The sequence below is a fragment of the Bacillus sp. RCC_6_1 genome (assembly GCF_041360755.1).
Lineage (GTDB): Bacteria > Bacillota > Bacilli > Bacillales > Bacillaceae_G > Bacillus_A > Bacillus_A cereus.
The window spans coordinates 108,192-121,646 of the sequence record NZ_JBFUPV010000012.1 but is presented as its reverse complement, the minus strand read 5'-3'; the positions used below and the strand labels follow the sequence as shown (position 1 = coordinate 121,646).

Genomic DNA, 13,455 nt, shown 5'->3' with positions numbered 1-13,455 from the left:
TTCATAAAGTAGGCAATTGTACATCTTTATTTTATGTAGGTTAGATAAATATGTGCCTTAATAAGTCTGTGCTTTCTTTATGAAATTCTTATTGGTAATTAAACAATAAATTTAATATATTTTAATGATTGTATAGGGTAAAACTTAATTTGTTTTTTCATTGAGACTATTCGTTTTTTCCATATTTCATATGGGAGTAAAGCACAAATTATTAATCCTATTGTTCCTAAAAGTAGCTTTGTTAATTGAGCATCAACAAAATGTCTACTGTTATAACCGTAATGTTGGACAGCGACAATGGATGGAGGTTCTTCTGCTACGCTATATTTAGGAGGAAAGGTTATAAATTCACCGTCTACATTATCCCATGAAGATCGTTATTTACCGAACGCTTGGGTGGTAACAGCAAACCAAAAACAAAAAATAAAGATGACAATTGATGGGAGAAAAATAGATACCAAAACATCAGATGAATTTGATGCGAACATTTCAACGAATTTATGAATTATTAAAAATAGAACAAATACATGATTTTTATCTCGTTAGTTGGAAAATTAAAATTATTTTTTAAAATTAGAAATTATTATTTCATATTCATGATTTGCACAATATCAAACGAGAGTGATGAGGATTCCAAATTTACGGAATTCTTATCACTCTTTTTTAGTTTTTTGTAAATATGGAACAATATCCTTACTTTCACTGTCTATTAAGCGTTAAAACATTTTTTATTAAATAAATTAAGAAAGGAATCATCATTTTTAACTAAGGGAGAAGATTGAATTGAAAAAATTATGGATGCTGCTTTTCGTTTGTTTCGCGGTTATGTTGGTAGGATGTAATAAAAACGAACCGCCAAAACAAGCATTTGAAGAATATATCAATTTATGGAATGATAGAAAATTTACAAATATGTATGATCATTTATCAGATCATGCAAAAAAATCAATTTCTAAAAAAGAATTCACAGAAAAATATCAAAAAATCTATGAGGGGATTGGAGCTAAGAATTTAAAAGTTAAAATGAAAGGAGAGAATACGAAAGATAAAGAGCTTTTTCTTTTTGAAGTTAAGATGGATACCGATGTAGGATCAGTTTCATTCATCCATGAAGCAAAACTTGTGAAAGATAAAGAGTCCTGGAAAATAGATTGGACGCCAGACTTCATTTTTCCAGGAATGAAAAAAGATTACAAAGTACGTATGCAAATAGAGCAAGGACAACGCGGAGAAATATATGATCGAAATGGAAAAGGGCTTGCAACGAATGGTAAAGCGACTGAGGTTGGAATTATTCCAGAGAAACTAGGCGAAACAGCAGCGCAAACGAAAGAAATAGTAGCACAATTACTTGATATGTCTATAGAAGAGGTCGAACAAAAGCTCACAGCAAAATGGATAAAACCAGACTCCTTTGTACCAATTGGTATTTTAAAAGAGGGAACCAGACAGAATGATTATATTGAATTAGAAGGAGTTTCATCTCACCCAGTAAATATTCGTACGTATCCATTAGGTGAAGCAGCGGCACACTTAACTGGATACATAGGAAAGGTGAATGCGGAGGAGTTAAAATCACTTCAAAAACAAGGTTATCAAGCAGATGATTTAGTAGGTAAGACCGGTTTAGAGAAAGTGTTAGAAAATAAATTGCGTGGTGAAAAGGGTGGACGCGTATTTATAGAAGATGAGAAGGGGAAAGAGATTAAAAACGTAGCAAAAAAAGAAGCAAAAGAAGGAGAAAATGTTACGTTAACAATTGATGCTGCAATTCAAGAAAAAATCTTTAATGAGATGAAAACTGAAGCAGGGTCTAGTGCAGCGGTCAATCCTAAAACAGGTGAAACAATCGCACTTGTAAGTAGCCCTGCTTATAATCCAAATATAATAGTTAGAGGAGCATCGAAAGCCCAACGAGAAGCATGGAGTAACGACTCGAAACTACCAATGACGAATCGCTTTACACAAGCATTTGTACCAGGTTCCGTATTTAAAACGATCACAGGTGCAATTGGTTTGGAAACAAACACAATAAATCCGAAGGAAGAATTTAAAATTCAAGGATTGAAGTGGACAAAAGATTCGTCTTGGGGAAATTACTATGTAACGCGTGTAAAGGATGCAAGTCCAATTGATTTTGATAAGGCAATGAAGTACTCTGATAATATTTATTTTGCTCAACAAGCTTTGAAAATGGGAAAAGATCAGTATGTAAATGAATTTAAAAAGTACGGATTTCATGAAAAATTACCAATCGAATACGAACTTCCTATTTCAATCATTGCAAAAGATGGGATAAAAAACGATATTCAACTTGCAGACACGGGCTATGGACAAGGACAAGTATTAATGACACCATTTCATTTAGCATTAACATATGCACCGATTGTAAATGAAGGGAATATTCCGTCGCCACATCTTTTAAAAGAAGCAAAAGTAGCGGGGAATTGGAAAGAAAATGTGGTTTCTAAAAAGAATCAAGAGATATTAAAGAGTGCATTAATCAAAGTCATTAATGACCCTGATGGCGCAGGGAGAATTGCACAGGTTGATGGTGTGACGCTTGCTGGTAAAACTGGTACAGCAGAACTGAAAGAGTCGAAAGAAGCAGACGGAAAAGAACTGGGATGGTTCGCAGCTTTCGATGCAAATGCGCCAGACATGATTGTTACAATGATGATTGAAGATGTAAAAGGAAGAGGAGGAAGTAACGTTCCAGGTGAAAAAATAAAACATGTATTTCAGAAATAATACTTAATTATAAGGTGAATTTTTCACTAAATTTATTACATGTTTGCTTAACTCAAAGATATAAATTGGGGGAAATATAGAACAATTAAATTTCAAAAAAGCATTCTTTCTAATCGAGAATGCTTTTTTGCTGTCATTCTAGAAAAGTTGACATTGTTAATGGTAAATAGAAGGGAATAGCAAATTGAAATGGACAAGTAGAGTGTTACGTTAAATTCAAAAAATAGATTATTGTGAGTGGATTTTTATCATTGTATGCTTTACTTGTTTTTTAGTAGTATTATTCTGCCTGAAAAAAGATAAACAATGGAACAAATGAAACTTGTATTTTGTCTATATATTGAAACCATAATAAAAAAGTGAGGGCAGTTTTATGTTTATTCAAATAAGTTTGAGGTGTGGAAATGGAACAGACGTTTATTGAAAAGTGTAATCATGATGAGCTGGACTATGTTATAAAAGACTATTGGCAAGATGTATGGAATTATTCATTTATTATTACGAAAGATCCACACTTATCAGATGATATCACGCAAGATGTATTTATAAAGGTGTTTAAAAATTGGAATTCATTTCGAAAGGAGTCATCTATTAAAACGTGGATTTTAAAAATCACAAGAAATACGGCAATAAACTATTTGAAATCCTCCTATTTTAAAAGGATATCTTTAATAGGATTTTTTAGTGACGATAAGCAATCCCTGTCAGCAGAACAAGAATTTTTTAAGCAAGAAGAAATGAATGATGTGTGGAAGGTGGTATTAGAACTACCTAAAAAGCACCGTGAAATAATTATATTGGATGCAAAATATGAATTATCTTATGAAGAAATGGCTGAAACATTAGGAGTATCCATTGGAACTGTAAAATCGAGATTAAGTAGAGCGAGAAGTAAGGTTTCAAAATTAATAGGGGAGGGTAGTAGTGATGAACAATAAACAAAATCCTGACTGGTATAGAAAAATAAAAAAAGGCCCAATGGAGAATCGTAAAGATGAAGAAGAATTTATTTCTAAAATAAAGCAGTCTATATATGAAAATAATGAAGTGGATTTTGAAAAACATAAAAGACCATTTCGTAAAAAAGCATTACCTATTGTAGTTGTTTTGGTTTGTACAATGTTATTTTTCATTGTTCAACAACCTTGGCTTGATGATAATAAATCGCCGGTACAAAGTAGTACTCAAATTAAGCCTAAAACAAAAGATGAGTCTGCTCAAGATCCATCATTAAAACAATTTATGAATGAACTATATCAAAGTACGAACTCAAAAAATGAAAATAACTTGTACAAAGCGTTAAATGATGAAGTTCTATTTAAAGGAAAGAGTTATAGGAAGGATGAATTGAAGTTTGATGAAGATATCTTTCATGAGTTGCAAGTCGCCCTTACAATGGGAGGAGAGTTTGCAAAAGATACAAAGCAAGTATATAAAGTACCAAGTGGATTGACAGAAAGTAACCAACCAAACCAAGCGCATTTTATATATGCAACTGTTACTGGAAATAAAACGAAAATTTTAGCTGAACCAAAGCGAGAATCACAAGTTTTATATGAAGTATCTAATGAAATGGTAAAAGCTTGGATTCCAGAAAAAGTACAGAATAATGGATATATAAAAATATCTACAATTAACGGTAATACTGGATATGTACAGAAAGAGTATGTTTTAACTGATATTAAATATTCATTTATGTTCGAAAAGAATAATGAAGGTATATGGAAAATAATAAATATAGATTCTATATGGTAAAAGAGGAAGGTTCATTAAAGTGAACCTTCCTCTTTATTTTTATTTTCGTTTTGAAGAGTATTCCAGTACTCTAAAATTTCTGATGTAACGAGAGCGGCAATGTTTTTTTCTGAATTACTACCAGGGATAACGACAGAAACGGCAATTTGTGGATCTTCCGTAGGAGCATACGCAATGAAAAGAGAGTGATTTATCATTCTTGCTTGCTCATTCGGAAAACCTGTAATACCTGTTTTACCTGCGACGTCAAAGGGCAACTTTTTAATTTCCTCTATATTTTGACTCATCCCACCTTGCACGACACTCCAAAAGTTCATCGGGTAACGATTTGAACTTTCTAAAATGGGTTTAAACTTTTTGGTTTCCTTATCATCTTGACCAATAATCGCACTTACGATTTGAGGTTTATATTTGTCGCCTTTACTTGCCAAAGTTGCTGCATATTGAGCGAGTTGAAGAGGAGTATGCACTTCATTTCCTCCCCAAGAGGCATTTAATAAAGCTGAAATCCCATTTTCAAATTTATTAGATGGATGGAATTCATATTGTCCGTCTTCTTCAAAGGGTAAATCAATCCCAGTTTTAGAACGTAGGCCGAATTGCATTAAATAATCTGTCCATATATGTGCCACTTTTTCTATATTTCCATTATTTTGGTTGAATAAGGGCAGAGCTACTTTTGCTGTCATAAATGTGTTAGATGAATTAATGATAGCCTGCCTCGGTGTAATCTCCCCTGTTGGTGTTCCAGGCGCATTCGTAATGTTATTTTGATTATCATACTGAAAAGTACCTTTATCTAAATAAGTATCTTCTGGTTGGAAAAGCTTTTCATTTAATCCAATTAAAATAGTGAGTGGTTTTATAGTAGAAGCCATATTTACATAAGATTCACCATACTTTAATTTTTGAATTGCTTTATTTTGCGAAAGAGATTTAATGTTTTCTTTTCTAGAAGATACATGTGTATTTAATATATTTGGATTAAAAGCTACCGAGTTGGCCATAGTTAAAATTGCGCCAGTTTTTGCATCGCTCACTATAGCATAACCAGCTTTAGCATCAGGTGTTTTCTTAATTTGAGATTTTAATGCTTCTTCTGCCTTTTGCTGCAACTCAGAGTCTAAAGCTAGCTGCACATCTTTTCCTTTTTGTACTTTTTGAATGTTCCATAAGAACTTTTTATTATTCAATTTAAAAATAAGAGTTTTGCCTGGTTTTCCTTTTAAATCATTTTCATATTGCAGCTCAATCCCGCTTTTTCCAACAGCCATATGCTTGGACTTAAGGTCATTTTCTACATACCCAATTACTTGTGAACCAATTTCGTGTTTAGGGTAATATCGAATCCATTCATCTTTAATTATTACATTATTGGGTTTGTTTTTGTTTATGAATGCAAGTTCATTCTCATTTATATCAGAGTATAACGGTATATCATTCATAGTCTTCTTTTTACAAGATTGTTGTAATTGAGATTTTATGTTCTCTGTAGAAATATCATGTTGAAACTCGCTTGAAAATTGGTTAAAAAAAGCTAATGTGTTTGATGTATCTTGTTTCGATAGCTTTTCATCATTAGAAGTGCAATATAGAGACTTAACTTTCTTATTTGTAGCTAGCATTACACCATTTTTATCAAAAATCTTTCCTCTTTCAGCTGAAGAAGTTGCGATAGTAATTGAAAAGAAGTTGATTTTTAATAAAATTAGTAAAATCAAACCTACAATAGAAAAAAGAACCGCAAAAAATCTCCATCTTCTTGTATGTAACATATAACCCTCCCTTATGTAGCCTATTTCATCTTATATTTAATTATTTTTTTTGTAAATGTGGAACAACTTTATTGTTTAGGTTGTCTATTAAGTATTACAGCATGAAGAAAGGAATAATTAGCATGAAAATTTACTAGCAAGTTTATATGTAAGTTTAATAAGAGTTATTATACAGTTTAGCACTTCTAATGCAAGTGGCAAAAAAAATAGAGAGAAAACAAGAAGGGAGAGTTATTAATTCCGTAGCTAAACGAAAAGGAATGGTTGCTTACAAGGATTAAGCAAAAAATTGAGGCGATATTTATAACCGATTATCGGTATCTAATATATAAGGAATGCTTTTAGTATTTGTAGCAATTCCTGAAAGGATTAAATGGAGGATTTATGAAAGGACAAAAAGGCAAGAAGCAGAAGACATATATATCTATTCGATTAAATATAATGTTCCTTTGCATATTTGTACTATTCTCAGCTATTATTATGCAGCTAGGAAAGGTACAAATCGTTGAGGGAGAGGCTTATAAGAACCAAGTGGAAAGTAGTCAAAATGCAATAACTAGTATTCCAGTTCCACGTGGACAAATTTTAGATCGAGAAGGGAAAACAGTTGTTAATAATAAATCTCTTCGCACAATTACGTATACAAGGGTGAAGGGAATTACGAGTGAAGATATTTTAAAAACAGCAAAAGACTTGGCGAAAGTACTTGAAATGCCTGAACAAGATATAAATAAATTAACAGATATCGATAAAAAAGATTTTTGGATGCAGTTGAATTTGAAACGTGCGGAGACAAAGATTACTAAGAAAGATATAGAAAAGTTTAAAGAAAAGGGTATAGAGGGAAAAGAGTTAGATAAAAAAATAGAAGACTTAAGACGAGGTCGTGTTACAGAGGTAGAATTAGCAGAATTAACAGCACAAGATTTAAAGGTGTTAGCTATTAAAAGTAAAATGAGTTCAGGTTATCAACTAACACCACAAATTATTAAAAAAGATGTAACAGATGAAGAGTATGCGCGGATAAGTGAAAACCTTGCGAATTTTCCAGGAGTAGATGCAACTGTTGATTGGGAACGTAATTATGTAAATGGTAATTTATTTCGTTCTGTATTAGGAAATATTACGAGTAGTGAAGAAGGATTACCGAAAGAAAATTTAGATTCTTATTTAGTACGTGGATATAACCGTAATGATCGTGTTGGAAAAAGTTATATTGAACAACGATATGAAGATGTATTACACGGCACAAAAGAAGAAGTGAAAAATATTACTGATAAATCAGGAAACATTGTTAGCACAGAAATAATCTCTAAAGGAAAAAGTGGTAATAGTTTAACATTAACGATTGATATGGAATTACAAAAGAAAGTGGAAGAAAGTATAGAGAAAAACTTGAGAGCTTTTAAGAGTTCAGAGCCACTGCTCGATCGAGCTTTTGTTGTCATGACGAATCCAAATAACGGACAAATTTTATCAATGGCAGGCAAAAAGATTGTAGAAAAAGAAGGAAGAATAGAGGTTGAGGATTTGGCATTAGGTAACATGACAACTTCGTATGAGCTAGGGTCAGCTGTAAAAGGTGCTACTTTATTAACTGGATATGAGACAGGGGCAATACATCCAGGAGATCAATTTTATGACGCGCCGATGAAATTTAAAGGTACACAAGCTAAGAAATCGTGGAATGTATCCGGATTTGGTAATATTAATGATTTACGGGCTTTACAAGTATCTTCGAATGTATACATGTTCCAAACAGCTTTAAAAATTGCGGGAGTCAATTACGTACCAAATGGCTCATTGGATATTAAACAAGGAGCATTTGATACGATGCGCTATTATTTCAAGCAATTTGGTTTAGGTGTCCCAACAGGTATTGATTTACCGAATGAAATAATTGGACAAACGAGAAAAGTAGATAGTCAACCTGGGTTTTTACTAGATTTTTCTATCGGTCAGTATGATACGTATACGCCGTTGCAATTAGCGCAATATATTTCAACGATTGCGAATGGTGGTTATAGAATGCAACCTCAAATTGTACAAGAAATACGAGAACAATCAATAAAAGAAGAGGTTGGCAAAGTTATACGTTCCATAGAGCCTGTCGTATTAAATCGAATTGATATGAAGAAAGAACATATTGATCGGATAAAAGAAGGGTTTAGATGGGTATTCCAAGAAGGTGATGGAACTGGCGTGAAATATTTCAAAAACGCGCCATATAAACCAGCAGGAAAGACAGGAACAGCCCAAACTGTATATGGTGGAGATGACCCGATTGGTAGAAATGCAAAAGGAGAACGTATGGAATGTTACAACTTAACGTTAGTTGGATATGCTCCATATGATAATCCAGAAGTAGCATTTTCCGTAGTAGTTCCATGGCTTCATGATGATAAAAATGGAATTAATTCTATAATTGGAAAGGAAGTATTAGATGTATACTTTGATTTGAAACAGCAACGTATACATGGTGAAGCTACTAGTACAGGTAGTTCTAAGCAAAATTAGAGTACTTTTCTCAGGGAAGAGACCCTGTTCATATAAAGCCATTTATAAGTAAAAAAATGAAATATGAAATAAGAGATAGAGGCGTCGTAGCTACTATCTCTTATTTTGTTAATAACTCTCATACTAGCTATAATTTTTTTAGTTTGTGGAACAAATTTGGTTCGGTGATTGTCTATTATGTGTACGTATAAAAAGGTGCTAAAAATTTGGAAGGAATGATGATTTTGAAAAATAAGAGGATGCTAAAAATAGGAATATGCGTTGGTATATTAGGTTTAAGTATTACAAGCCTAGAAGCTTTTACAGGAGGGGCACTGCAAGTTGAAGCGAAAGAAAAGACTGGACAAGTGAAACATAAAAATCAGGCGACGCATAAAGAGTTCTCACAACTTGAGAAAAAATTTGATGCTCGAGTAGGTGTATATGCGATTGATACTGGTACAAATCAAACAATCTCTTATCGACCTAACGAAAGATTTGCCTTCGCATCAACCTACAAGGCTTTAGCCGCGGGAGTATTACTACAGCAAAACTCAATTGATTCATTAAATGAAGTAATCACATATACGAAAGAAGACTTAGTGGATTATTCACCTGTTACAGAGAAACATGTAGATACTGGAATGAAACTAGGAGAAATTGCTGAGGCTGCTGTTCGTTCAAGTGATAATACTGCAGGGAACATTTTATTTAATAAAATAGGAGGACCTAAAGGATATGAAAAAGCGCTTAGGCATATGGGGGATCGGATTACTATGTCTGATCGCTTTGAAACAGAATTAAACGAAGCTATTCCAGGAGACATTCGTGACACTAGTACAGCGAAAGCTATTGCTATGAATCTTAAAGCTTTTACGGTCGGAAATGCACTTCCAGCTGAAAAACGTAAAATTCTTACAGAGTGGATGAAAGGAAATGCTACAGGGGACAAACTTATTCGTGCAGGCGTACCAACTGACTGGGTAGTTGGAGATAAATCAGGTGCTGGTAGTTACGGGACAAGAAATGATATTGCTATCGTTTGGCCTCCAAATAGAGCACCAATTATCATCGTAATTTTATCTAGTAAAGATGAGAAAGAGGCAACCTATGATAATCAACTCATTGCAGAGGCAACTAAAGTTATAGTTAAGGCTCTTAAATAGTATTTTAGTTTTCGCATTTTTAACATGAAAGTATTAAAAGTATAAAGTTAGAAAACGACTCTTTTCTTGTGATAAGAGTCGTTTTTGTATTCTTATTATTAAAAAGGTAAAAGTAAAAATATAACGAATATATATGACATATCTCATACGAAATTTCATGTACTGTATTATTTTATTAATTTAAATAAATTTCAAGAAAGTATAATATAATTCAGTTAGCATATAGAAGTGTTTGATGAGAATGTAAAGGAGAAAATATGAAAAAGAAAATTAATAGAATTGTAATGATTATTTGTATATTAGTAGGTTTTACAATCTTTTTATATTTACAGAACAATTTAATAAGTATAACTGAGGTTAAAATAACCTCTAGTAAAATACCATCCTCTTTTAAAGGGTATAAAATTCTACAAATTTCAGACTTACACAATAAAAAATTTGGCGATAATCAAGATGTGTTAATTCAAAAAATAAAAAGTATAGACCCAGATATTATTGCGATTACGGGTGATTTAATTGACAGTAAATCATACGATGCAGAAGTGAGTATGCAATTAATACAAGAAATGGTAAAGAAGTATCCTGTATATTTTGTGACAGGAAACCATGAACAATGGTCTGGAAAGTATAACAGTTTAGAAAAAGAGTTGAAGAAATATGGTGTCAATGTTTTAAGGAATGAACATGTAGGCATTCGAAAGGGTGAGCAAGAAATAAACTTGCTAGGTATTGATGATCCAGAGTTTGTTACTGGAAACCGTGATGAAGGAAATATTATAATAGATGAAATTAAAAAAGCAAAAATTGAAATGCAGCCAGATAGATATAATGTATTATTATCCCATAGGCCTGAATTTATAAAGGAATATACGAATGAGAGGTTGGATTTGGTTTTATCGGGACATGCTCATGGAGGACAAGTTAGATTGCCATTTATCGGTGGATTAGTTGCTCCAAATCAAGGTGTTTTACCTAAATATACAGCAGGTTTATATGTAGAACAAAATACATCAATGGTAGTGAGTAGAGGATTAGGAAATAGTATCATTCCGCAAAGAATTTTGAATAGGCCAGAGATTGTAGTCGTGCAGTTAAATTAAGCTGTACGATTTTTTTATACAAAAGTGAGTAAAGAGATTTTATGTATTTTGCAGGAGTTAACATTACAATTTTGTTAAAAATTTTCTACGTTACATAAAGTAACAAAATTTGACCCTGATTGTTTGTTATAGTGTAAATAATCAAAAAACTTAAAATTTGTCGAGTGAAAATTGTGATAAGTAATTCATGTAAAAAACTTAAAGGGGTGTACACATGCATAAAGAATATGAAATTGAAGAATACACGGCGATTGAGGAACAAATACATTATTATTGTAAATGTTTATTAGTAAGTCATCCTGATCAAATAATAAAGTATTTAGAAAAAAGGTTAGAAAAATATGCAGAAACATTACAATATGCACATTTATATCCTGACACAGTTATTTTACCGTTACAGCAATTAGTTATTGAATATTCTTTAGATGTTGCTAGAATTCGGAAGTATATGAATTTAAAAACGTAAAGTGAAATTTATAGTTTAAATGAAACAGAGTCGACTTTAGGAAATGAAATTCTAATGTCGACTCTGTTTCATTGTTTAATATCGTTGATTGAACATACATACTAATCAATGAAGTTTGACATATAATTAAGCAAAGGTAAAATAAAAGTGAGTACTCACTCATTTTATTGGAAAAGGAGGATGAAACGTGCAACAACCTTCCATTATTTTACGGACTGTATCAAAAAGTTTTGGGAAAAAAGAAGTGTTACACAATCTTTCATTGCAAGTTGAAAAAGCAGAAATTTTTGGTTTTGTTGGACCTTCTGGATCTGGGAAAACAACGCTCATTAAAATGATTGCAGGTATTAATGAGGCAACGAAAGGTGAAGTGCTTGTTAATAATACTAATATGCCTAATTTAAATGAAATGAAAAGAATTGGTTATATGGCCCAGGCGGATGCATTATACGAAGAATTGTCAGCATATGAAAATGCAGATTTTATAGCAACGATGTATGGACTAAAGGGAAAACGTAAAAAGACAAGAATTGCAGAGGTTTTTGAACTTGTACAATTGTCACAGTATATGAAAAAGCAAGTACAACAATTTTCAGGTGGAATGAAAAAACGCTTATCATTAGCAATAGCGCTCCTTCACGAACCAGAAATATTAATTTTAGATGAGCCTACAGTGGGGATAGATCCGCTTCTTAGAAAAACGATTTGGGAAAAATTTTATGATCTTAAAAAGAAAGGCACAACGATTATTGTAACGACGCACATTATGGATGAAGCTGAATTTTGTGAGCGTCTAGGGTTAATTAGAGAAGGGAAACTAGTTGCGGTTGGAACAACTGAAGAATTGAAAAAACGCGTGTCATCTGGACGGATTGAAGATGTCTTTTTGCTAGAAGAGGTGGTGCCATCATGAGAGTTACTGGTGTAATTATACGTATTATTCGTCAATTTTTTCGAGATAAGCGTTCGTTAGCAATGATGTTTGGAGCGCCGATGTTATTACTTTGGCTTTTGTCACTAGTGTTTACACAGAAAGACTATATACCGCAAATTGCTGTTGTTGATATGCCCGCTCAAATAGTAAAAGTGATGAAAAATCAAGAAGCGTCAATTTATGAATACAGTAAGGAAAAGGCGATTTCTGAGTTGGAAAAACAAAAGGTAGATGCAGTATTTCGAATAGAGAATGGAAAAATGAAACTTCTGTTGGAAGGTAGTGATTCGTCAAAAAATCGTGCTGTACTTCAAGTATTGCAAAAAAGCACAGAGAAGAATGATGTATCGATTATGAAACCTGAAGTAAATTATTTACATGGCTCTAAAGACTTTACGATGTTTGATGGGCTTGGTCCTGTATTAATTGGTTTCTTTACATTTTTCTTTGTATTTATATTATCAGGTGTATCTTTCGTAAGAGAACGTTTAAGTGGTACGCTAGAAAGGTTATTATCCACCCCAGTAAGAAGATGGGAAATAGTCGCAGGTTATATTATTGGTTTTGGAATCTTTGCCTTTATACAATCCATTATTATCGTAAGCTTTTCCGTTTATATTTTAGATTTATACGTAGCTGGCTCCATATGGCTAACGCTACTTATTACATGTATGCTCTCTTTAACTGCACTAACATTAGGTACGTTTTTATCGGCATACGCAAATAATGAATTTCAAATGATTCAATTTATACCGCTTGTTATTGTGCCACAAATCTTCTTTTCTGGATTGTTTCCAATGGAATCTATGAATAAGTGGCTACAAATGTTAGGGAAAGTATTTCCACTCACATACGGCGCTGACGCAATGAGACAAGTGATGATTCGGAATCAAGGGTTTACAGAGATTGCATTAGATCTTACTGTATTATTACTTTTTTCACTATTATTTGCAGTAGGGAATGTATTTGCTTTAAAGAAACATCGCAAAATATAATAATGACAAAAAGGAGC

At 32.6% G+C, this 13,455-nt stretch carries 10 protein-coding genes and 2 pseudogenes; 10 read left to right on the top strand and 2 right to left on the bottom strand.

The genetic code is table 11. The annotated features are described in order from the left end of the window. Positions 1 to 158: 158 nt before the first annotated feature. A pseudogene (locus AB6801_RS24980) lies at positions 159 to 302 on the bottom strand (cell division protein FtsW); the annotation flags it as partial. Between AB6801_RS24980 and AB6801_RS24975 the strand changes: the two are divergent. From AB6801_RS24975 to AB6801_RS24960, 4 genes and pseudogenes are all read left to right on the top strand, one after another. Further along, positions 298 to 504: pseudogene (locus AB6801_RS24975) on the top strand (phosphodiester glycosidase family protein); the annotation flags it as partial. The pseudogenes AB6801_RS24980 and AB6801_RS24975 sit on opposite strands and share 5 nt — an antisense overlap. A 279-nt stretch (positions 505 to 783) precedes the next feature. Next, on the top strand, positions 784 to 2,751 hold the full coding sequence (locus AB6801_RS24970; RefSeq protein ID WP_098330568.1) for a penicillin-binding transpeptidase domain-containing protein: 1,968 nt from the start codon (positions 784 to 786) through the stop codon (positions 2,749 to 2,751). 404 nt (positions 2,752 to 3,155) lie between these two features. Then, positions 3,156 to 3,689: an RNA polymerase sigma factor gene (locus AB6801_RS24965; protein ID WP_000438327.1), complete on the top strand. Its 534-nt coding sequence runs from the start codon at positions 3,156 to 3,158 to the stop codon at positions 3,687 to 3,689. After that, complete coding sequence (locus AB6801_RS24960; RefSeq protein ID WP_001060751.1) at positions 3,679 to 4,506, top strand: SH3 domain-containing protein; 828 nt, start codon at positions 3,679 to 3,681, stop codon at positions 4,504 to 4,506. Before AB6801_RS24965 ends, AB6801_RS24960 begins: the two co-directional genes overlap by 11 nt. Before the next feature lie 14 nt (positions 4,507 to 4,520). On the opposite strand, the gene AB6801_RS24955 is transcribed toward AB6801_RS24960, so the two are convergent. After that, a complete protein-coding gene (locus AB6801_RS24955; RefSeq protein WP_000903419.1) occupies positions 4,521 to 6,281 on the bottom strand; it encodes a peptidoglycan D,D-transpeptidase FtsI family protein in 1,761 nt (586 codons plus the stop codon). Between the two features lie 384 nt (positions 6,282 to 6,665). On the opposite strand from AB6801_RS24955, the gene AB6801_RS24950 reads away from it, so the two are divergent. The 6 genes from AB6801_RS24950 (at position 6,666) to AB6801_RS24925 (ending at position 13,438) form a co-directional block, all read left to right on the top strand. Next, on the top strand, positions 6,666 to 8,798 hold the full coding sequence (locus AB6801_RS24950) for a peptidoglycan D,D-transpeptidase FtsI family protein (protein ID WP_000678283.1): 2,133 nt from the start codon (positions 6,666 to 6,668) through the stop codon (positions 8,796 to 8,798). Positions 8,799 to 9,016: 218 nt separating this feature from the next. Further along, positions 9,017 to 9,943, top strand: coding sequence for a class A beta-lactamase Bla1 (bla, locus tag AB6801_RS24945; RefSeq protein WP_141530670.1), 927 nt, complete (start codon positions 9,017 to 9,019; stop codon positions 9,941 to 9,943). Between the two features lie 257 nt (positions 9,944 to 10,200). Continuing rightward, a complete protein-coding gene (locus tag AB6801_RS24940; protein WP_086392438.1) occupies positions 10,201 to 11,043 on the top strand; it encodes a metallophosphoesterase in 843 nt (280 codons plus the stop codon). A 214-nt stretch (positions 11,044 to 11,257) separates the two neighbouring features. After that, a complete protein-coding gene (locus tag AB6801_RS24935) occupies positions 11,258 to 11,509 on the top strand; it encodes a hypothetical protein (protein WP_000548621.1) in 252 nt (83 codons plus the stop codon). Between the two features lie 187 nt (positions 11,510 to 11,696). Further along, a complete protein-coding gene (locus tag AB6801_RS24930; protein ID WP_001187071.1) occupies positions 11,697 to 12,422 on the top strand; it encodes an ABC transporter ATP-binding protein in 726 nt (241 codons plus the stop codon). After that, entirely contained in the window at positions 12,419 to 13,438 is a 1,020-nt protein-coding gene (locus AB6801_RS24925; protein WP_001266728.1) for an ABC transporter permease, read from the top strand. The genes AB6801_RS24930 and AB6801_RS24925 overlap by 4 nt, the downstream gene beginning before the upstream one ends. The last annotated feature ends 17 nt before the right edge of the window (positions 13,439 to 13,455 follow it).